At 72.7% G+C, this 19242-nt stretch carries 19 protein-coding genes; 12 read left to right on the forward strand and 7 right to left on the reverse strand.

Annotation, left to right across the window (positions count from 1 at the left end):
• The first annotated feature begins 65 nt into the window (after nucleotides 1-65).
• From ACODR5_RS09465 to ACODR5_RS09485, 5 genes are read left to right on the forward strand one after another with little or no spacing between them, the layout of a single operon-like run.
• The gene (locus ACODR5_RS09465) at nucleotides 66-1331 is read left to right on the forward strand and encodes an ABC transporter substrate-binding protein (RefSeq protein WP_449853832.1); all 1266 of its coding nucleotides are present in this window, start codon (nucleotides 66-68) and stop codon (nucleotides 1329-1331) included.
• 2 nt (nucleotides 1332-1333) lie between these two features.
• Nucleotides 1334-2380: a carbohydrate ABC transporter permease gene (locus ACODR5_RS09470; RefSeq protein ID WP_488983454.1), complete on the forward strand. Its 1047-nt coding sequence runs from the start codon at nucleotides 1334-1336 to the stop codon at nucleotides 2378-2380.
• Nucleotides 2377-3285 carry a carbohydrate ABC transporter permease gene (locus ACODR5_RS09475; protein WP_449853830.1) on the forward strand — a complete coding sequence of 303 codons (909 nt, stop codon included), beginning with the start codon at nucleotides 2377-2379 and terminating at the stop codon, nucleotides 3283-3285. The genes ACODR5_RS09470 and ACODR5_RS09475 overlap by 4 nt, the downstream gene beginning before the upstream one ends.
• Nucleotides 3286-3287: 2 nt before the next feature.
• Complete coding sequence (locus ACODR5_RS09480; protein WP_488983455.1) at nucleotides 3288-4715, forward strand: GH1 family beta-glucosidase; 1428 nt, start codon at nucleotides 3288-3290, stop codon at nucleotides 4713-4715.
• Between the two features lie 7 nt (nucleotides 4716-4722).
• Nucleotides 4723-5736 (forward strand): LacI family DNA-binding transcriptional regulator, encoded by a 1014-nt coding sequence (locus ACODR5_RS09485; RefSeq protein WP_449853828.1) that lies wholly within the window; start codon nucleotides 4723-4725, stop codon nucleotides 5734-5736.
• An 8-nt stretch (nucleotides 5737-5744) separates the two neighbouring features.
• Here ACODR5_RS09485 and ACODR5_RS09490 read toward each other — a convergent pair whose 3' ends face one another.
• Entirely contained in the window at nucleotides 5745-6764 is a 1020-nt protein-coding gene (locus ACODR5_RS09490; RefSeq protein ID WP_488983456.1) for a DUF4190 domain-containing protein, read from the reverse strand.
• Between the two features lie 96 nt (nucleotides 6765-6860).
• A complete protein-coding gene (locus ACODR5_RS09495) occupies nucleotides 6861-8213 on the reverse strand; it encodes a uracil-xanthine permease family protein (protein WP_460815695.1) in 1353 nt (450 codons plus the stop codon).
• A gap of 199 nt (nucleotides 8214-8412) precedes the next feature.
• Here ACODR5_RS09495 and ACODR5_RS09500 point away from each other — a divergent pair, with 199 nt between their 5' ends.
• Nucleotides 8413-10383 (forward strand): BCCT family transporter, encoded by a 1971-nt coding sequence (locus ACODR5_RS09500; RefSeq protein WP_488983457.1) that lies wholly within the window; start codon nucleotides 8413-8415, stop codon nucleotides 10381-10383.
• A 183-nt stretch (nucleotides 10384-10566) separates the two neighbouring features.
• Nucleotides 10567-10875, forward strand: a complete 309-nt coding sequence (locus ACODR5_RS09505; RefSeq protein WP_488983458.1) for a response regulator transcription factor — start codon at nucleotides 10567-10569, stop codon at nucleotides 10873-10875.
• Nucleotides 10876-10881: 6 nt separating this feature from the next.
• Here ACODR5_RS09505 and ACODR5_RS09510 read toward each other — a convergent pair whose 3' ends face one another.
• Nucleotides 10882-11763 carry a phosphoribosylaminoimidazolesuccinocarboxamide synthase gene (locus ACODR5_RS09510; protein ID WP_488983459.1) on the reverse strand — a complete coding sequence of 294 codons (882 nt, stop codon included), beginning with the start codon at nucleotides 11761-11763 and terminating at the stop codon, nucleotides 10882-10884.
• Between the two features lie 75 nt (nucleotides 11764-11838).
• On the reverse strand, nucleotides 11839-12543 hold the full coding sequence (locus ACODR5_RS09515; RefSeq protein ID WP_488983460.1) for a DUF4352 domain-containing protein: 705 nt from the start codon (nucleotides 12541-12543) through the stop codon (nucleotides 11839-11841).
• A gap of 214 nt (nucleotides 12544-12757) precedes the next feature.
• Here ACODR5_RS09515 and ACODR5_RS09520 point away from each other — a divergent pair, with 214 nt between their 5' ends.
• Nucleotides 12758-14014, forward strand: coding sequence for a sensor histidine kinase (locus tag ACODR5_RS09520; RefSeq protein ID WP_460815703.1), 1257 nt, complete (start codon nucleotides 12758-12760; stop codon nucleotides 14012-14014).
• Nucleotides 14015-14045: 31 nt separating this feature from the next.
• Nucleotides 14046-14729, forward strand: a complete 684-nt coding sequence (locus ACODR5_RS09525; protein ID WP_460815705.1) for a response regulator — start codon at nucleotides 14046-14048, stop codon at nucleotides 14727-14729.
• Between the two features lie 8 nt (nucleotides 14730-14737).
• Here ACODR5_RS09525 and ACODR5_RS09530 read toward each other — a convergent pair whose 3' ends face one another.
• Together ACODR5_RS09530 and purD are read right to left on the reverse strand one after the other, a co-directional pair.
• Complete coding sequence (locus ACODR5_RS09530; RefSeq protein ID WP_488983461.1) at nucleotides 14738-15292, reverse strand: hypothetical protein; 555 nt, start codon at nucleotides 15290-15292, stop codon at nucleotides 14738-14740.
• Nucleotides 15293-15323: 31 nt separating this feature from the next.
• Nucleotides 15324-16589, reverse strand: coding sequence for a phosphoribosylamine--glycine ligase (gene purD / locus ACODR5_RS09535; protein ID WP_488983462.1), 1266 nt, complete (start codon nucleotides 16587-16589; stop codon nucleotides 15324-15326).
• Nucleotides 16590-16651: 62 nt separating this feature from the next.
• Here purD and ACODR5_RS09540 point away from each other — a divergent pair, with 62 nt between their 5' ends.
• Together ACODR5_RS09540 and ACODR5_RS09545 are read left to right on the forward strand one after the other, a co-directional pair.
• The gene (locus ACODR5_RS09540; RefSeq protein ID WP_488983463.1) at nucleotides 16652-17020 is read left to right on the forward strand and encodes a sterol carrier family protein; all 369 of its coding nucleotides are present in this window, start codon (nucleotides 16652-16654) and stop codon (nucleotides 17018-17020) included.
• A 55-nt stretch (nucleotides 17021-17075) separates the two neighbouring features.
• The gene (locus tag ACODR5_RS09545) at nucleotides 17076-17396 is read left to right on the forward strand and encodes a potassium transporter Trk (protein WP_449853817.1); all 321 of its coding nucleotides are present in this window, start codon (nucleotides 17076-17078) and stop codon (nucleotides 17394-17396) included.
• Nucleotides 17397-17399: 3 nt separating this feature from the next.
• Here the strand turns inward: ACODR5_RS09545 and ACODR5_RS09550 are convergent, their stop codons facing one another.
• Nucleotides 17400-17987 carry a zinc-binding alcohol dehydrogenase gene (locus ACODR5_RS09550; protein ID WP_449853816.1) on the reverse strand — a complete coding sequence of 196 codons (588 nt, stop codon included), beginning with the start codon at nucleotides 17985-17987 and terminating at the stop codon, nucleotides 17400-17402.
• Nucleotides 17988-18178: 191 nt separating this feature from the next.
• Here ACODR5_RS09550 and purM point away from each other — a divergent pair, with 191 nt between their 5' ends.
• A complete protein-coding gene (gene purM / locus ACODR5_RS09555) occupies nucleotides 18179-19213 on the forward strand; it encodes a phosphoribosylformylglycinamidine cyclo-ligase (protein WP_488983477.1) in 1035 nt (344 codons plus the stop codon).
• The last annotated feature ends 29 nt before the right edge of the window (nucleotides 19214-19242 follow it).

Raw genomic sequence — 19242 nt, forward strand, 5'->3', positions numbered from 1 at the left:
CCCCCCCCCCCCCACGCCCGATGTCCCTACCCCAGAACACCCCGCACCCACAAAGGAGTGGAACAGTGACCACACGCGCCCTGCGCCGGACCATCGCCGGCGTCGCACTCGCATCGGCCGGCGGCCTCGTGCTCGCCGGCTGCACCGGAGGCTCCGGCGACGGCGGCGACGCCGGCGGCGACATCGAGCTGACCATCGCCACGTTCAACGACTTCGGCTACAGCGACGAGCTGCTGCAGGAGTACGAGGACGACCACCCGGGCGTGACGATCGTCCACAACCGCGCCGCCACCTCGAACGACGCCCGCGCCAACTTCTTCCAGAAGCTCGGCAACACCGGCCTGGCCGACATCGAGGCGATCGAGATCGACTGGCTCGCCGAGGGCATGCAGTACTCCGACCTGCTCGCCCCCGTGCCCGAGGACCTGAAGGGCCGCTGGCTCGACTGGAAGGAGGCCGCGGCCACCGACGCCGAGGGCAACCTGATCGGCTACGGCACCGACATCGGCCCGCAGGCCGTCTGCTACCGCTCCGACCTGTTCGAGGCGGCCGGGCTCCCGACCGACCGCGAGGAGGTCGCCGGCCTGTTCACGACGTGGGACGACCTGTTCGAGGTCGGCGCCCAGTACAAGGAGGCCACGGGCAAGCCGTTCCTCGACTCGGCCAACTCGATCCTGCAGGGCCTCGCCAACCAGCTCGAGGAGACCTACGAGGACGCGGACGGCAACGTCATCGCGACCGAGAACCCCGCCGTGCGCGAGACGTTCGACACCGTGATCGAGAAGGGCGTCCCGATCTCGGCCTACGCCGGCCAGTGGAGCGAGGACTGGTACGCCTCGATGGCCAACGGCGAGTTCGCCGCGATGCTGTGCCCGCCGTGGATGCACGGCATCATCTCGGGTGAGGCGCCCGACGTCACCGGCTGGGACATCGCGGATGTCTTCCCCGGCGGCGGCAGCAACTGGGGCGGCTCGTACCTGACCATCCCCGCCAACGGCGAGAACGTCGAGGCCGCGCAGGAGCTTGCCGACTGGCTGACCTCCCCGGAGATCCAGGCCCGCGCGTTCGCCAACGTCGGCGCGTTCCCCAGCCAGCCCGAGGCCTACGAGATGGCCGAGGTCACCGACGCGACGAACGAGTACTTCAACGACGCGCCGGTCGGCCAGATCAACTCCAACCGCGCCGACGCGGTCACGGTCACGCCCATCAAGGGACCGAAGTACTTCCAGTTCCACGAGGCGCTGAACCAGGCGGTCACCCGCGTGTTCGACGGGCTCGAGACGCCCGAAGAGGCGTGGGACTCGTGGGTCACCGAGGTGTCGGCCTTCTGAGCATGACCGCCACCATCGCGGAACGCGACGTGGCGCCCGGGCCTCGGGCCCCGGGGCGCCCCGTCCGCGTCCTCTCCTTCTCGCAGCGGCTGAGCCGGTGGGACGTCAAGCTCTCGCCGTACCTCTACATCTCGCCGTTCTTCATCGTCTTCGCCGTCGTCGGGCTCTTCCCGATCCTGTACACGGCCGTGATCTCGTTCATGGACTGGGATCAGATCCGCCGCTCGGGCGAGTGGGTCGCCTTCGACCAGTACGCCTGGATCCTGCAGCAGCCCAAGTTCTGGGTGGCGCTGGGCAACACGTTCAGCATCTTCCTGCTCTCGAGCGTGCCGCAGCTGATCCTCGCCACATTCATCGCGGCCATGCTCGACCGGCACATCCGGGCGCGCACGTTCTGGCGCATGAGCGCGCTGCTGCCGTACGTCGTGGCGCCCGTGGCCGTGGGCCTCATCTTCAACGCGCTGTTCGCCGACAACTCCGGGCAGATCAACGCGTGGCTCGGGTTCTTCGGGATCGGCCCGATCCCGTGGCACGTCGAGCCGTTCTGGAGCCACGTCGCGATCGCGACCATGGTCAACTACCGCTGGACCGGCTACAACGCGCTCATCCTGCTCGCCGCGATGCAGGCCATCCCGCGGGACTACTACGAGGCGGCGACGGTGGACGGCGCGGGTGCCTTCCGGCAGTTCTGGAGCGTCACGCTGCCCTCGCTGCGGCCCACGCTCATCTTCGTCATCATCACCTCGACGATCGGCGGCCTGCAGATCTTCGACGAGCCGCGCATGTTCGACCAGTTCGGTCGGGGCGGCGCCGGCTCGCAGTGGCTGACGATCACGCTCTACCTCTACGACATCGGCTGGGGCGAGTGGAACTTCGGACGGGCCTCGGCGATGGCGTGGATCCTGTTCCTCATCATCCTGGCCATCGGGCTGGTGAACCTGCTCATCACGAGGGCGCTCGTGCGCGACGAGGGCGGCAGAGGCCCCGTGCTCACGAGAGCCGAACGGCGCGCCCAGCGGCGCGCGCAGCGAAAGGAGGCGACGCGATGACCGCGCAGCAGATCGCGGGCGGCGACGCGACCGTCGCCGTCATCACGCCGCTCGGCAAGCGCGGCCGCACCGTGCGGATCCGCGGATCCCGCCCCGGGTTCTGGGTCTACGCGGGCCTGGCCGTCGTGCTCGTCGCCAGCGTGTTCCCGCTGTACTTCTCGTTCCTCATCGGATCGGGCGACGCGTCGACGCTGCGCGACCCGAACCGGTCGTGGATCCCCGGCGGCAACTTCTTCGCCAACGCCGCGGCGGTGATGAACGACTCGGCGGTGAACTTCTGGCTCGCCCTGTGGAACAGCGTGTGGAGCTCCACCGTGATCGCCGTGAGCGTGGTGGTGTTCTCGACGCTGGCCGGCTGGGCCTTCGCCAAGCTGCGCTTCCGCGGCGGCCCCGCGCTGCTCGCGTTCGTCGTGGCGACCATGGCCGTGCCGCAACAGCTCGGCGTCGTGCCGCTGTACGTGCTCTTCAGCGAGATCGGCTGGACGGGGCAGATCGGCGCGATCATCGTGCCGGCCCTCACGAGTGCATTCGGCGTGTTCTGGATGACGCAGTACCTGCGCCAGTCGGTGCCCGACGAGCTGATCGAGGCGGCGCGCGTGGACGGCGCGTCCATGATCCGCACGTTCTGGACCGTGGGCGTGACGGCCGCGCGGCCGGCGGCGGCGATGCTGTTCCTGTTCACCTTCGTGACCGCGTGGAACAACTTCTTCTGGCCGTTCATCGTGCTCGACCGCCAGAACCCGACCCTGCCGGTGGCGCTGTCGCTGCTGCAGTCGAACTACTTCGTGGACTATTCGATCGTGCTCGCCGGCGTGGTGCTCGCCACGCTGCCGCTCCTGCTGCTGTTCCTGGTGGCCGGACGGCAGCTGGTCAGCGGCATCATGGCGGGCGCCGTGAAGGGATGATGATGCGCTCTTTCCCCGAGGACTTCCTCTTCGGTGCCGCCACGGCGGCCTACCAGATCGAGGGGGCGGCGTTCGAGGACGGCCGCACCGCCTCGATCTGGGACGCCTTCAGCCGGGTGCCGGGGGCGGTGATCAACGCCGACAACGGAGACGTGGCGTGCGATCACTACCACCGCTACCGCGACGACGTGGCGCTCATGAAGGAGCTGGGGCTGCAGACCTACCGCTTCTCGACGTCGTGGGCGCGCGTGCGCCCCGACGGCGGCGCGGTCAATCGGGCCGGCGTCGACTTCTACAGCCGTCTCGTGGACGAGCTGCTGGAGGCCGGCATCCGCCCCTGGCCGACCCTGTACCACTGGGACCTGCCGCAGGCGCTCGAGGAGCGCGGCGGCTGGACCGCGCGCGACACGGTCGACCGCTTCGCCGAGTTCGCCGTCACGATGCACGAGGCCCTCGGCGACCGCGTCGACACGTGGACCACGCTCAACGAGCCGTGGTGCTCGTCGTTCCTGTCGTACACGGCCGGCGCGCACGCGCCGGGACGCCAGAGCGTGCGCGACGGGGTGCTGGCCTCGCACCACCTGCTGCTCGCCCACGGGCGGGCGGCCCAGGAGCTGCGCGCACGAGACGCGGACGTGCAGGTGGGCATCACGCTGAACCTCACGGTCGCCGACGCGGCGGACCCCTCGGATCCCGCCGACGTCGACGCCGCGCGTCGCATCGACGGCCAGTTCAACCGCTGGTTCCTCGACACGCTGCGCCTCGGCGCATACCCGGCCGACATCGTCGAGGACATCCGGGCGGTCGACGCCGACGCGATCGCGGAGTTCGAGCGGGCGGTGCAGCCGGGCGACCTCGAGACGATCTCGGCGCCGCTGGACTTCCTCGGCGTGAACTACTACCACGGCGAGCTCGTGTCGGGCAGCCCCGCGCCCGTGCCGCCGCCCGCGGGCGAGGCGCCGACCGACCGCGTCACCGGCTCGCCCTTCCCGTCGCACGAGGGCATCCACTGGCACGACCGCGGACTGCCGCGCACGAACATGGGCTGGGAGGTGCAGCCCGAGGGGCTCACGCGCCTGCTCGAGCGCGTCGCGGGCGACCTGCCCGGCACGCCGCTGTACGTCACGGAGAACGGGGCGTCTTACGACGACGTCGTGGTGGACGGCGCGGTCGACGACCCCGAGCGCACGGAGTTCGTACGGGCGCATGTGTCGGCGGTGCTCGACGCCATCGAGCGCGGGGTGGACGTGCGCGGCTACTTCTACTGGTCGCTGTTCGACAACTACGAGTGGGCGTGGGGCTACGCCAAGCGCTTCGGCATCGTGCACGTCGACTACGACACGCAGCAGCGCATCGTGAAGCGCAGCGGCCGGGAGTACGCGCGGATCATCGCGGCACGCGCCGTCGATATGCCCGCGCGGGCATACTGAGAGAGGAATGACTCTACGGCCGGATGTCGATGCCGTCACGATCGAGCAGGTCGCGGCGCGCGCCGGCGTGTCCCGGTCCACGGTCTCGAGGGTGCTCGGCGGCGGCTCGCGCGTGAGCGCCGACGCCCTCGAGGCCGTGCGCCGGGCGATCTCCGAGCTGAACTACGTGCCCAACCGGGCCGCGCGCTCGCTCGCGTCGCGGCAGACCCACGCGATCGCGCTGGTGGTGCCGGAGGACACGACGCGGTTCTTCGGCGATCCGTTCTTCGCGGCCGTCGTGACCGGCATCAGCGAGCGGATGTCGCAGTCCGACCACGTGCTCAACCTGTTCATCGCCTCGGACGACCCCGGTGACAAGACGACGAGCTACCTGCGCGGCGGGAACGTCGACGGCGCGATCGTCGTGTCGCACCACACGAGCGACACGTACATCGAGCGCATCGCCGAGGCCGTGCCCGTGGTGTTCGGCGGTCGCCCCATCCGCGATCGCGACGAGTACTACTGGGTGGACGTCGACAACGTCGCGGGCGCGCGCATCGGGGTCGAGCACCTGATCCGGTCGGGCCACCGCCGCATCGGCACCGTGAGGGGGCCGCTCGACATGCCAGCGGCCGTCGACCGCCTCGACGGGTACCACGCCGCACTGGCGGCGGCGGGGCTCGAGCCGGGCCCGGTCGTCGACGGCGCCTTCACGCTCGACGGCGGCGCCGCGGCTGCCCGCGAGCTGCTCGCGCGGGGGGAGCGGTTCGACGCGCTCTTCGTCGCGAGCGACCTCATGGCCCGCGGCGTCGTCTCGGCCCTGCGCGACGCCGGGCGCGGCGTGCCGGACGAGGTGGCGATCGTGGGCTTCGACGACTCGCCGCTCGCCACGAGCATCGTGCCGGCGCTCACGACCGTGCGGCAGCCGTCGCGGCTGCAGGGCTGGACGATGGTCGACGTGCTGCTCGCGCGCCTGGCGGGCCAGGCGCCGCCGCGCGTCACGATCCTCCCGACGGAGCTCGTGGAGCGCGACAGCGCCTGATCAGCGGCTCAGCGCCAGCGCCACGTGTCGAGGACCTGCTGGATCAGCTCGTCGCCGTTGTCGTAGGGCGTGACGATGGAGATGATGAACAGCTGCACCGGCTCGTCGCCGGCTTCGTAGGGCGCGGGCGCGTAGGCGGTGATGAACGCCTTCGTCTCGGTGAGCTCCGCGTCGCTCTCGAGGCGCGTGATGTCGGCGGGCACGCCGTCGAGCGTCGTCGGCTCGTGCAGGCTCTCGATCTCGCCCTGGGGCGCGAAGTACGACTCGGCGATGGCGTCGACGACGGCCTCGGGATCGGTGCCCGGCGCATAGCTCTCGGCCGTGCTCACCCGCACGGGCTCGACGCCGACCTGCCCATGGATCGCGCCGACCCCGGTGGGCGTCACGTTGCCGTCGGCGTCCGCCTCGCCCCACAACTCGAGCTTGCCGTAGCAGGCCGCGGTGTCGCCCGCCGAGATGTTGTTCGTGAAGTGGACGGGGCCCTCGTACTCCCAGCACGGGGTCTCGATCCGCTGCCCCGAGACGCGCGAGAACTCGGCCTCGTCGAACTCGGCCGCGTCGGACCCGTCCGACCCGTCGCCCTGCACCTGCTCGTCGCCCTGCTCGCCGACCCGGTCCGCCGCCTCGTAGGCGGCCGGCAGGACGAGGAGCGTGACGACGAGCACGACGACGCCGGTCAGGAACGCGATCGCCGAGAGGACGATGCCGGCGATCGACAGACCACGCCCGCGCGGGCGGCGCACGGCGATGATCGACAGGACGAGCCCGACGACCGCGAGTCCGAGACCCACGAAGGGCACGAGCCCGGACAGGAAGGCGATGATGCCGACGACCAGCGCGGCGATCGCGAGCCCGCCCGGGCCCGCGGGCGGCGGCGAGGCGGCGCCGTAGCCGGGGTACGGGTACGCGGGATGCGGGCCGGGGGCCGGCGGCGGCGGCCAGCCGGCGCCCCGGGGCGCCGGCGCGCCGGGCGGCGGAGGAGGAGGCGGGACGTCGCGGGGGTCGCCGTTCGCGGGGCCATCGGACATGGCGGCTCCTCCTCTGCCGGCGGCGTGCGCCGTCGCCTTGACAGTAGCGCGACCCCGGCCGCGTGTGGGGGACTCGCGCCCCCACACGCGCGGGCGTCAGTCCTTCTGCGGGTCGCCGCCGAGCTGCCCGACCGCGGGGATCGGGCCGCCGTCGTCCGCGCCGTTGCGCGTGGCGCGGGCGAGGAGGTTGCCGAGGTGGTAGATCGCGAACGCGGCGATCGTGCCGAGCGCGATGCCCTCGAGGCGGAAGTCGCCCCACTGCATCGTGTACTGCGCGATGGCGACGACGAGCGCCACGCCCGCCGTGTACTGGTTGACCGGCCGCGAGAAGTCCGAGCCGTTGTCGACCCAGATCTTCACGCCGATGATGCCGATCAGGCCGTACAGCGCCGTCGTCGCGCCGCCGAGCACCCCGGGCGGGATGGAGTTGAACAGCGCGCCGATCTTGGGCGAGAACGCGAGCAGGATCGCCGTGAGGCCCGCGATCCAGTACACGGCCGTCGAGTACACGCGCGTGGCGGCCATGACGCCGATGTTCTCGCCGTACGTGGTGGTGCCGGAGCCGCCGAACACGCCGGCGAGGGCCGTGGCGGCGCCGTCGCCGATGAGGGCGCGGCCCGTCTCGCGGTTGGCGCGCGGCGAGGTCATCGTGGCGACGCCGCGGACGTGCCCGACGTTCTCGGCCACGAGCACGAGCACCACGGGCAGGAACATCGGCAGCAGCGCCCACGTGCCGGGCGAGGCGAAGTCGGGGAACGCGAACTGCGGCGGGCCGAACCACGCGGCCTGGTCGATCACGTCGGCGGGGGTCATGCCGGCCTCGTTCGGCGTCGTGAAGTAGCCGGTCGCGGCCTCGTAGAGGTAGCCGACGAGCACGCCCACGAAGATCGAGATCCGGCCGAGGAAGCCCTTGAACAGCACGGAGAAGAGGATGATCGCCACGAGCGTGACGATGGCGCCGTCCGGTCCGCCCTGCACGCTGCCCCACGCGGCGGGCGCGAGGTTGAAGCCGATGAGCGCCACGATCGTGCCGGCCAGGACGGGCGGCATCGCCTTGTCGATCCAGCCCACGCCCACGACGTTCACGACGAAGCCGATGATCGCCAGCAGCACGCCCACCGACACGATGCCCGCGAGGGCTGAGCCCATGCCGTTCGTCGCGATCGCGGCCTGCAGCGGCGCGATGAACGCGAACGAGGAGCCCAGGTAGCTGGGCAGGCGGTTGCGGGTGACGAGCAGGAACAGCAGCGTGCCGAGGCCGCTGAACAGCAGCGTCGTCGACACGGGGAAGCCGGTCAGCGTCGGCACGAGGAACGTGGCGCCGAACATCGCGACGACGTGCTGAAGGCCCATCGCGATCGTGGCGCCCCAGCCGAGGCGCTCGTCGGGGGCGACGACGGCGCCGGGCTTCACCGTGCGTCCGTCGCCGTGCAGGGACCAGAGAGGCATGAGGCTCCTTGTTGCAGGGGAGAACAAATCGATCCACGATACAGCCCGCGCCGTTTCGACCCGTTCCGGGCCGGTCGCCGAAAGGTCACGGCGAGGTAACGGTCGGCGGGGAGCCGGTGTGCATCGGGAGCGATGTCCGTACCGTGGCGCAGGGTGTCCCGAAGGGCACGTCCACCCGACCGATCAGCGAGCGGAGATCATGAGCGCCACATCGCGACCCGGGACGCCGGAGGAACCGCGCCCGAAGAAGCCCGTCACCAAGGTGCTGCGGGAGGTGACCCACCCTGCGCTGATTCCGGGAATCGGCGTCGAGGACACGGGAAAGACGTTCTCCACCAACTGGATCGTGTTGGGCTTGGCGGGGGCCCTCGTCCTCGTCGTGGTGATCTGGGGCTTCCTCGCGCCGCAGAGCATCGCCGACACCGGCAGCGCGTCGCTCGCGTGGGTGATGGAGAACTTCGGCTGGCTGTTCTCGGTGCTGGCCATCGCCACGATCGTCTTCATGCTGGTCGTCGGCTACGGGCGCACCGGCGGCGTGCGCCTCGGCGCCGACGACGAGGAGCCGGAGTTCTCGACCGTCTCGTGGATCGCCATGCTGTTCTCGGCCGGCATGGGCATCGGCCTGCTGTTCTGGGGGCCGGCGGAGCCGCTCGGCTACTTCCTGGACGTGCCGTACGGCTTCGACGCCGAGGCGGGCTCGCGCGACGCCATGCACGCGGCGCTCGCCCAGTCGATCCTGCACTGGGGCCCGATGGCCTGGGCCTTCTACGCGCTCGTCGGCGGCGCGATCGCCTACGCCGCGTACCGACGGGGCCGCCCGCCGCTCATCTCGGCGATCTTCGCCCCGATCTTCAAGGAGCGCACCGAGGGCTGGGCTGGCGCCATCATCGACGTCTTCGCGATCATCGTCACCCTCTTCGGCACGGCGGTGACGCTCGGCATGGGCGCGCTGCAGATCGCCAGCGGCGCCGAGTACGTCACCGGCATCGGCCCGCTGGGCAACATCGGGCTGATCGTGATCGTCACGGTGCTGACCGCCGCGTTCGTCGTGTCGGCCGTGTCGGGCATCAAGCGCGGCATCCGCGCGCTGTCGAACATCAACATGGTGATCGCGCTGATCATCGGCGTGATCATCTTCGTCGCCGGGCCCACGCTGTTCCTGCTCAACATCATCCCGTCGTCGGTGTCGGCGTTCCTCGCCGAGCTGTGGACCATGCTGATGCGCAACCCCGCGCAGGGCGAGGACGCCGCGGCCTTCGTGTCGGCGTGGACGAACTACTACTGGGCGTGGTGGGTCTCGTGGACGCCGTTCGTCGGCATGTTCATCGCCAAGATCTCGCGCGGCCGCACGCTGCGCGAGTTCGCGACCGTCGTGATCGTCGTGCCCGCGGCGGTGTGCATCGTGTGGTTCGGGATCATGGGCGGCACCACGATGCACTTCGAGGAGGCCGGTGCCGCGATCAGCGAGGCCGGCGCCCCCGAGGCGATCCTCTTCGCGGTCCTGAACGAGCTGCCCTTCGGGGTGGTGCTGTCGGTGCTCGCGATGATCTCGATCATCCTGTTCTTCGTCACCTCGGCCGACTCGGCGGCGATCGTCATGGGCTCGATGAGCCAACGCGGCAAGCCGGAGCCCTCGACCTGGGTGACGATCGTGTGGGGCCTCCTCCTGGGGGCCGCCGCACTCGCTCTGCTGCTGGCGGGCGGCGAGACCGCGCTGTCGGGGCTGCAGTCGATCATGGTGGTCACGGCGCTGCCGTTCGCGATCATCGTGATCGGCATCATGTTCGCCTGGGGGCGCGAGCTCACCACCGATCCCTACATCCTGCGGCGGCGCTTCGCGCGGGCGGCGATCGCGCAGGGCGTGCGCCTGGGGATCGAGGAGCACGGCGACGACTTCGTCTTCGGCGCGACGGAGGTCGCCCCGGAGCAGGGCGCCGGCGCGGGCATCGACACCGACGACCCGGCGCTGACGGAATGGTACGAGTCGGCGACGGAGCAGATCCCGGTCGTCAGCGCCCAGGACGTCACCCGCACGCTCGAGCCGGGCCGGATCCAGCCCAAGGGTCCCGGCGACCCGCGCCACACCGCCTCGGGCGATGCCTCGCTCACGGTCGGCGAGGACCGCCCCCGTCGCCGCCGCGAGCCGGACCCGGACGCCGGGCGCGACTGACGCGAGACAGCAACCGCGCGCCGAGACAGTGGCCTGACGCCGCTGTCTCGGCCCGCAACCGCTGTCTCGCGGCAGGTGTGGCCACATGGCCGAAGCGCGGGCGCGGCGCGGGGCGACACGATCGACGCATGACGCTCTCATCATCCGTTCCGGCCGCCCGCACCGCCGCCCGCCGCGTCGGCCGTGCGCGCCGCCGCCGACGGCGAGGCGCTCATCTCTCCCCGCATCACCACGCGGCTGCTCGCGGAGTTCGCGCGCCGCCCTGCGCCCGAGCCCGCCGAGCCGCTCACGCTCCGCGAGGAGGACGTGCTCGCGCTGCTCGCCGAGGGCCTGACGAACGTGGAGATCGGGGAGCGGCTGCACTTGTCCCGCGGCACGATCAAGACGCACATCGGCGGCATCCTCGCCAAGCTCGGGGTGCGCAACCGCGTGGAGGCGGCGATGTGGGCGTACGAGTCGGGTCGGGTCGGCGGCGGGCCCGCCGCCGGGTGACGAGCGCTACGCGGTCATCCGCTCGAGGAGCTCGCGGTAGCGGGCGACGGTGCGCTCGATGACCTCGGCCGGCAGCTCGGGCGGCGCGCCCTGCTTGTCCCAGTGGGCGCTGAGCCAGTCGCGCACGATCTGCTTGTCGAAGCTCGCCATGCGCTCCTGCGGAGTCGATCCGCTCTCCCAGGACGCGCGGTCCCAGTAGCGCGACGAGTCGCTCGTGAGCACCTCGTCGGCCAGCCGCAGCACGCCGCGCTCGTCCACGCCGAACTCGAACTTCGTGTCGGCGAGGATGAGGCCGCGCGCCTCGGCCGCCGCGGCGGCGCGCGCGTAGATCGACAGCGAGGCGTCGCGCAGCTGCGCGGCGCGCTCGGCGCCGACCAGCTCGACGGTCCGCTCGAACGAGATGTTCTCGTCGTGCTCGCCGAGCGGCGCCTTGTACGCCGGGGTGTAGATCGGCTCGGGCAGGCGGTCGCCGTCCTGCAGGCCGGCCGGCAGCGGGATGCCGCACACCGTGCCGTGCTCGCGGTACTCGAGCCATCCGGATCCGGTGAGGTAGCCGCGCACGACGCACTCGACGGGCAGCATCTCGAGCGAGCGGACGACCATGGCGCGGTCGGCCACCTCGGCGGGCGCCGCCTCGCCGGTGAGGTGGTTCGGCACGGGCTCGCCGCCGTCCGCGCCCGCCAGCTGGTCGAACCACCACAGGCTCAGCGCCGTCAGGAGAGCGCCCTTGCCGGGGATGCCGGGGGAGAGCACGTGGTCGAACGCGCTCACGCGGTCGGATGCGAGCACGAGCATGCGGTCGTCGCCGCCGCCCGCGGGCCGGTACAGGTCGCGGACCTTCCCGGAGTACACGTGCGTCCAGCCGGGGATCTCGCGCGCCTCGCTCATCGCACCATTATCGCGGCCGGCGCCGAGACGCGCGGACGGGCCGGATCCGAGGGGATCCGGCCCGTGCGGCGCGGCTCACTGCAGGGCGAACACCGCCGGCTGGGCGAGGAAGCCGCCGTCGTACTCGAGCGCCGCGGGCGCGGCGTCGGCGGGGATGTCGAAGACGAGCACGCCCTGGAGCGTGTTGCCCGGGTTGATCTCCTCGTACAGGGAGTTGCCCTCGATGTAGAGCGCGGCCGCGTCGTTGGCGCCGAACTCGCGCCCGGCCGCGTCGAGGAGCTTCGCGTTGAACGAGGTGAAGCTGGTGGGGCCGTCGCCCGTGTTCGCGGCGGTGAGGTGCACGAGCACGAACTGCCCCTGCGCCCTCTCGCCGAGCAGCGTGCCGCCGAACTCCTCGCCGACCTGTGCGACGCCGGTCTCGACGCCCGTGACGGTCAGCTCGAGATCACCGGTCGAGGCGGGAGTGCCGAGGGGCGTGGTCGCGGGCTCGTCGGCCGGTTCCTCGGCCGCCGGCTCGTCGGCGCTCGTCGCACCGTCGTCCACCGCCTCATCCGCGGCGGGTGCGCTCGCCGCGTCGGCGGGAGCGGTGTCCGAGGCATCGGAGCCGCCGCCCTTCGGCACGAAGATCGCGATCAGCACCACGGCCACGATGGCCCAGAACCACCAGCGATGCAGGAACGACTTCTTCTTCGCCCCCGGCTCGGGCGCGGTCTGTGCGGTGGCCGGGGCCTGCGGGGCGGGGCTCTGCGGGGCGGGCGGCGGCGTGCTGTCGAACGGCATGGGGACTCCTCGGGTGCGTGCCGACGGATCGGCGGAAACGATGGGACCGCCTGGGCGGCGGGCTGCGGCGGCGGTGAACCGCGACCCCCTCAGCGTCGGCCCTCGTCCCTCCCCGGCGCTTCCTCCTTCCGGTCGGATCCGTCCGGACGATCGTCCGGAGCCCTCCGGACGGACGGATGAGGCGGGCGTCGGTGGTGGCCCATACCCTCGGAGCATGACGACGGCTGCGGGCTCCCGACCCGGCCGGTTCGCCCGGCTGCTCGACGGCGGCTGGTCGACCGGCCTGTTCGTGCTCGGCTGCCTGTGGGACATCTGCGCCGTCATGAACGTGCCGGGCGCGGCGGTGTTCCGCGCGGGCGTGCCGCGCGAGGTCTCGATCACCGACACAGGCACCCTCCTCGTGCTGGCCGCGATCATCGCGTGGGCGAGCGTGTTCGCGCGCGCCCGCCACCCGCAGCTCGTGCTCATCGCAGGCGGCGCGCTCATGATCCTCGGCGTCTCGTACGCCCTGGCGCTCGTCGGGGTGTTCCACGCCCTGCTGCGATGGCCGCGACGGTCCTCCCTGATCGGCGGGATCGCGGTGGCGGCGGTGGCGCTGTTCGTGCTGCGCGAGTCGCTGACCGAGTGGGGCGCCGCGCTGCCTTGGCTGTTCAGCGCCGACGGGGGTTCGCCGGGCGGTCCCGCCTGGGACATCGCGCGATGGGTCATCGCCGCCCTCGCGCTCTGCGCCGTCGGCGGGCTCGTCGTGCATCAGCGCACGCGCGCCGAGGCGGCGGCCAGCCGGGCGCGGGCGGCGCGCGAGCACGAGCGGGCCGACGCCCTCGGCGAGCAGCTGGCGCGGCAGGCCGAGCGGGAGCGGATCGCGCGCGACCTGCACGACGGCCTCGGCTACCGCCTCTCGACCGCCGCGCTCTCGGCGAGCGCCTTCGAGGCGCAGGTCGCCGCCGATCCGGCGATCGATCCGTCGCTCGCCGGCTGGGCACGCACCGTGCGGCAGCAGACGCACGCCGCGCTCGAGGACGTGCGCGGCGTCGTCGGCGGCCTGCGGTCCGAGCCGGCGGAGGCGCCGCCCGCGCCTCCCGCCTCGCTCCGGCTGATCGCCCCGCTGCTGACGGACCTGCGCGCGGGCGGCCGCCGCATCGACGCCTACGTGCTGATCGACGGCGCCGATCGGGTGGCCCCGGCGCTCGACGCCGCCGCGTACCGCATCGTGCAGGAGAGTCTCACCAACGCGCTGAAGCACGCGCCGGGGGAGCCGATCTCGCTCACGGTCGACGCCGCGCCGGACCGCGGCGTGCGCGTCCGGATCGAGAACCCGATGGCCGCACGCGGCGCCGGCGTGCCCAGCGGCGGTCAGGGGATCGTCGGCATCCGCGAGCGCGCCGCGTCGGCGGGCGGCTCGGCGTGGATCGGCCCCCACGAGGGGCGGTTCATCGTCGACGTCAGGCTGCCGTGGGCCGAGCGGGCCTGATCCTGTCGGCGGCGGCCGGTATCGTGGCCGCGTGCCCACCGACCATCCCGAGCGTCCCGTGCGCGTGCTGGTCGTGGACGACGACTACCTGGCGCGCACGGCCGTCACGCTGATCCTCGGTCCGCGGCCCGACATCGAAGTCGTCGGCGTCGCGGAGAACGGCCGGGAGGCGATCGAGCTGGCCCGCGCCCACCGTCCCGACGTCGTGCTGATGGACATCCAGATGCCCGCCATGGACGGCATCGAGTCGACGAGGGAGCTGCTGGCCCAGGTCGACACCGCGGTGGTCGCGATGACGAGCGTCGCGGGCACCGAGACCGTGCTGCGCATGCTCGAGGCCGGCGCCTACGGCTACGTGCTGAAGGACACGGCGCCCGACGCCCTCGCCGACGCGGTGCTCACCGTCGCCCGCGGTGACGCGTTCCTCGCGCCCCGGCACACGCGCGAGCTGGTCCAGCGACTCGGCGCGGGCACGGGCGGCGAGGCGCGGCGCGACGCGGTGACGCGGTTCGCGCAGCTGACGGAGCGCGAGCGGGAGGCCGCGCGTCTCGTGGCAGCCGGGGCGAGCGACGAGCAGATCGCGCGGGCGATGCACGTCGCGCCGTCGACGGCGAAGTCGCACGTCCAGGCCGCCAGGCTCAAGCTGGGCGCGGCCAACCGTCCCCAGCTGGCCGTGCTCGTCGAGCGCGCCGGCGAGACACCGCCCGAGGCCTGACGCCTGCGTCAGTGGAAGGTGGCGCTGCCGCTGTAGCCGGTGGGCGCCTCGGGGGAGCGGCCGAGTCCGAGGCCCTCGGCCAGGCCGGACCGCGCACCGGCGCTGTCGAGGCGCCGCTCGACGAGGCGCGCGTTGTAGCGGTTCGGGTAGGCGTAGACCGCGAGCAGCGCGAGGGAGATCACGGCCCCGATCGCGAACGTGATCATCGTCGCGTGCGGCAGGGCGAACAGCAGCGCGATCGACACGAGCGCCGGCGCCGTCGCGAGCGCCATCCGCACGAACATCGTCGACTGGTACACGCTGGCCCCCGCGCCCGGCGCCGCCTCGACGTGCGAGGCCGGCAGCGGCGGCACGCGCAGCCCGACGGTGACGATGCCGGCCCAGGCGGCGACGCCGACGGCGACCGGCAACGCGAGCCCGAGCACGTCCGGCATGCCCCAGGGGTCCTCGGCGGGCACCACGAATGCCATCACGACGCCCATCAGCGGGATCACGCCCAGGTAGGTCGAGACGATCATCCGCATCGTTCGCAGACGCGAGCTCGAGGTCATCCCGTCGGTCATGTCGTCCCCCTCCGTCGTGGCGGCGGCCTCGTCAGCCCACGCAGGCGGCGATGTCGCGCCGGTGGTGCGAGCCCTCGAGTCCGATGCGGTCGATGGCGTCGTAGGCGCGGGCGCGGGCCGTGGCGAAGTCGGGCGCCAGCGCCACGACGTTCAGCACGCGGCCGCCCGTGGCCAGCAGCGCGTCGCCCTCGGCGCGCGTGGCCGCGTGGGCGAGGTGCACGCCCTCGACGGCCGCGGCCTCGTCCAGCCCCGTCAGCGGGCGGCCCGTGACGGGCGCCTCGGGGTAGCCCTCGCTCGCAAGCACCACGGTCACGGCGGCGTCGTCCGAGAACTCCGGCGCGGGCGCCTCCTCGAGCGTGCCGCGCGCGGCGGCCAGGAGCAGCTCCGACAGCGGGGTGCGCAGCCGGGGGAGCACCACCTGGGTCTCGGGGTCGCCGAAGCGGGCGTTGAACTCGATGACCTTCACGCCGGCGTCGGTGAGGATGAGGCCGGCGTACAGCAGCCCGACGAACGGCGTTCCCTCGGCGTCGAGCTGCCGGATCACGGGCACGGCGATCCGCTCGGTCACTTCAGCGACGAACTCCGCCTCGCCGCCGAAGCGCTCGGCCAGCCACGGCAGCGGCGAGTACGCGCCCATCCCGCCGGTGTTCGGGCCGGCGTCGCCGTCGAGCGCGCGCTTGAAGTCCTGGGCGGGGCTGAGGGCGCGGACCGTGTCGCCGTCGCTGAGGAAGAACAGCGAGACCTCGGGGCCCGAGAGGAACTCCTCCACGAGCACCGGCCCGCTCGGCAGGTACTGCGCCGCGTGGGCGAGTGCCGCCGCGCGATCCTCCGTCACGATCACGCCCTTGCCGGCGGCCAGGCCGTCGGCCTTCACGACGTAGGGCGCGCCGAACGCGTCGAGTGCTGCCGCGACGGCCTCCTCGGTGCCGGCGTGCGTCGCGCGCCCCGTCGGCACGCCCGCGGCCTCCATGATCCGTTTCGCGAACGCCTTCGAGCCCTCCAGCTGGGCGGCGGCGCGGCCGGGGCCGAACACCGGGATGCCGCGCTCGCGCAGCGCATCGGCGACGCCGGCCACGAGCGGCGCCTCGGGCCCGATCACGACGAGGTCGACGGCGTTCTCGTTCGCGAAGCCGGTGACGGCCGCGGGGTCGAGCATGTCGAGGGTGACCAGGGTCGCGTCCCGCGCGATGCCGGCGTTGCCGGGCGCGGCGAGGATCTCGTGAGCGGTGGACTCCGAGCGCAGGGCCAGGATGATCGCGTGCTCGCGGGCGCCGGAGCCGAGGACGAGGATCTTCACGCGCACCAGCCTACGGTCCCCGCCGCGCGCGTGCCCGCCCGGATCCGCTGTTGAATGGGGGGATGGGGAAGCGGATCGAGACCGGGGACGGGCGGGAGGCGCTCGCCGCCGTGCGGGCGGCGCGCGAGGCAGGCGAGAAGCCGGCGCGGCCGCAGCTCGCCACCGCCGTGCGCTACCTGCTGCAGCTGCTCGTCGAGAAGGCGCCGGGCGCGTCGGTCGAGGTGCGCGTGCCGCCCTTCGGCGCCGCGCAGGTCATCCAGGGGCCGCGGCACACCCGCGGCACGCCACCCAACGTCGTCGAGATGGATGCGGCGACCTGGATCGACCTCGCCACGGGCGCGGCGCGGTGGGATGAGGCGCGAGCCGAGGGGCGCATCTCGGCCTCCGGGGTCCGCGCCGACATCGCCGCGCTGCTGCCGTTGCGGCCCTGAGCGGGCGGCCCGAGATCACCGGCAGCATTCAGGGTTCGGGTGTTTGAATAGCCGCATGTCCTCGCAGATCCCCGCGCGCGCCGACGAGCTCGTCGGCGTCCGTCGCGCGCCGAAGTACGGCGTCTTCGCCGCGCTCGGCGCCATGCTGGGCATTGCGGCGGCCATGATCCTGTCGACGGTGTTCGACGGCACGTCCGAGCCGAGCCGCTACACCGAGATCGAGTACAGCGCCTCGCAGGCGTTCGGCTTCATCCTGCTGTGGTGCCTGCCCGCCGGCATCCTCGTCGGGATGCTCGTGGCGCTGCTGCTCGACCGCACGGTGGGCCGCCGGGTGCGCCAGGCGCACGCCGTGCACGAGATCGTCGACGAGGGCTGACCGTCACACGAGGTCGGCCACGATCGGCCGCACGGCCTTGCCGTACGCGGCCACGTCGCCGCGCAGCCCGTCGCTGACCGCGATCGTGAGCTCGCCGATCCGCCAGAGCCCGCGCTGCGCGAACGGCAGGATCTGCACGTTCAGCACGAACGGATGCGCCGGGCGGCCGAGCCGCCTCTCCTCGTCGCGGACGAGGCTGTTCCAGACCCCGCCCGATCCGCGGCCGTGCTGCTCGAGGTTCAGTCGCCGGAGCGCCGCGTCGGCGAACTCGAGCGCGGCGGGCGCGAGGGGCGCGATCGCGGTCGCCAGCCGCACGGAGCTCTCCGGGACGGCGACGAGGTCGCCGAACCCGTCGACGAGCTCCAGCGGTTCGTCCGCCGGGTGGGCGAGCGGCTCCACCGTCATGTCCCAGTACTGCAGCCACTGCGCGGCCAGCACGTCGGACGCCTCGGCGCCGGTGGGTGCGCCGCGCAGCGACGGGAGCTGCTCGGGCGCACGCACGCCCAGGGCGCCGCGCAGGTAGAGCGCGACGAGCACGCCGAGGTCCGTGCCCTCGGTCACACGCCAGCTCGGCCACTCCGATGCCTGCATGCGGTCAGTCTAGGGACGCGGACGGCCGGCGTCGCCGGTCCGTCCAGCCCCCTCGCATCCAGCACGCGGGCGCGGCAGATAGTCTTGACCCCGTGGTCTCCGATCCCACTTCCGCGCGCACGTCCGCGCACAACTCCACGTACACCGAGGCCGGTGTCGACACGGCCGCCGGCGACCTCGCCGTCGAGCTGATGAAGTCGTCGGTGCGCGCCACGCAGGGGCCGGAGGTGCTCGGCGGCGTCGGCGGGTTCGCCGGCCTGTTCGACGCCAGCGCGCTGAGGGGCTACCGTCGCCCGCTGCTGGCGACGAGCACCGACGGCGTCGGCACGAAGGTGGCGATCGCGCAGGCGATCGACAAGCACGACACGATCGGGCAGGACCTGGTCGGCATGGTCGTCGACGACATCGTCGTCGTGGGCGCCCGCCCGCTGTTCATGACCGACTACATCGCGTGCGGCAAGGTGTTCCCCGAGCGGATCGCCGACATCGTGCGCGGGATCGCCGACGCGTGCCGCGCGACGGGCACGGCCCTCGTCGGCGGCGAGACGGCGGAGCACCCCGGCCTGCTGGGCGTGGACGACTACGACGTCGCCGGCGCGGCCACCGGCGTGGTCGAGGCCGACGCGGTGCTCGGCGCCGAGCGCGTGCGCCCTGGCGACGCCGTGCTGGCGCTCGGCTCGAGCGGCCTGCACTCCAACGGCTACTCCCTCGTGCGCCACATCCTCAGCGGCGCCGGCATCGGCTACGGCGACCACGCCGCCGACCTCGGCACCACGTGGGGCGAGGCGCTGCTCGAGCCCACGCGCCTGTACACCTCGCCGCTGCTGCGCCTCATCGCGCAGACCGACGACGGCGTGCACAGCCTCAGCCACGTCACGGGCGGCGGCATCGCGGCCAACCTCGCGCGCGTGCTGCCCCGCGGCACGTGGGCCGAGGTGGATCGGTCGACCTGGAGCCCGAGCCCCGTCTTCCGCGTGCTGAGCGACATCGCCGGCACCACGCTCGAGTCGAGCGAGGGCACCTGGAACCTCGGCATCGGCTTCCTCGCGATCGTCGATCCGGCCGTCGTCGACGCGGCCGTCGCGGCGCTGGCCGAGGACGGCATCCCGGCCTGGCAGGTCGGATCGGTCGGCGCCGGCGACCCGCCGGGCGACGGATTCGAGCAGGGCGCCAAGGGCGTCGACGGCGGCGCGGTGCGCCTGGTCGGCGCGTACGCGGCCCGCTGACACGGAGAGAACGGACGAAGTAACCACCC

The sequence above is a fragment of the Microbacterium sp. FG3 genome, from assembly GCF_057809335.1.

Coding starts and splice junctions, on each gene's coding strand:
- ACODR5_RS09530 (WP_488983461.1), bottom strand. CDS start 15,292: ATGACCGACGGGATGACCTCGAGCTCGCGTCTGCGAACGATGCGGATG.
- ACODR5_RS09545 (WP_449853817.1), top strand. CDS start 17,076: ATGTCCTCGCAGATCCCCGCGCGCGCCGACGAGCTCGTCGGCGTCCGT.
- ACODR5_RS09475 (WP_449853830.1), top strand. CDS start 2,377: ATGACCGCGCAGCAGATCGCGGGCGGCGACGCGACCGTCGCCGTCATC.
- ACODR5_RS09500 (WP_488983457.1), top strand. CDS start 8,413: ATGAGCGCCACATCGCGACCCGGGACGCCGGAGGAACCGCGCCCGAAG.
- ACODR5_RS09470 (WP_488983454.1), top strand. CDS start 1,334: ATGACCGCCACCATCGCGGAACGCGACGTGGCGCCCGGGCCTCGGGCC.
- ACODR5_RS09495 (WP_460815695.1), bottom strand. CDS start 8,213: ATGCCTCTCTGGTCCCTGCACGGCGACGGACGCACGGTGAAGCCCGGC.
- ACODR5_RS09480 (WP_488983455.1), top strand. CDS start 3,288: ATGCGCTCTTTCCCCGAGGACTTCCTCTTCGGTGCCGCCACGGCGGCC.
- ACODR5_RS09540 (WP_488983463.1), top strand. CDS start 16,652: ATGGGGAAGCGGATCGAGACCGGGGACGGGCGGGAGGCGCTCGCCGCC.
- ACODR5_RS09550 (WP_449853816.1), bottom strand. CDS start 17,987: ATGCAGGCATCGGAGTGGCCGAGCTGGCGTGTGACCGAGGGCACGGAC.
- ACODR5_RS09515 (WP_488983460.1), bottom strand. CDS start 12,543: ATGCCGTTCGACAGCACGCCGCCGCCCGCCCCGCAGAGCCCCGCCCCG.
- ACODR5_RS09520 (WP_460815703.1), top strand. CDS start 12,758: ATGACGACGGCTGCGGGCTCCCGACCCGGCCGGTTCGCCCGGCTGCTC.
- ACODR5_RS09485 (WP_449853828.1), top strand. CDS start 4,723: ATGACTCTACGGCCGGATGTCGATGCCGTCACGATCGAGCAGGTCGCG.
- ACODR5_RS09510 (WP_488983459.1), bottom strand. CDS start 11,763: ATGAGCGAGGCGCGCGAGATCCCCGGCTGGACGCACGTGTACTCCGGG.
- ACODR5_RS09490 (WP_488983456.1), bottom strand. CDS start 6,764: ATGTCCGATGGCCCCGCGAACGGCGACCCCCGCGACGTCCCGCCTCCT.
- purM (WP_488983477.1), top strand. CDS start 18,179: ATGAAGTCGTCGGTGCGCGCCACGCAGGGGCCGGAGGTGCTCGGCGGC.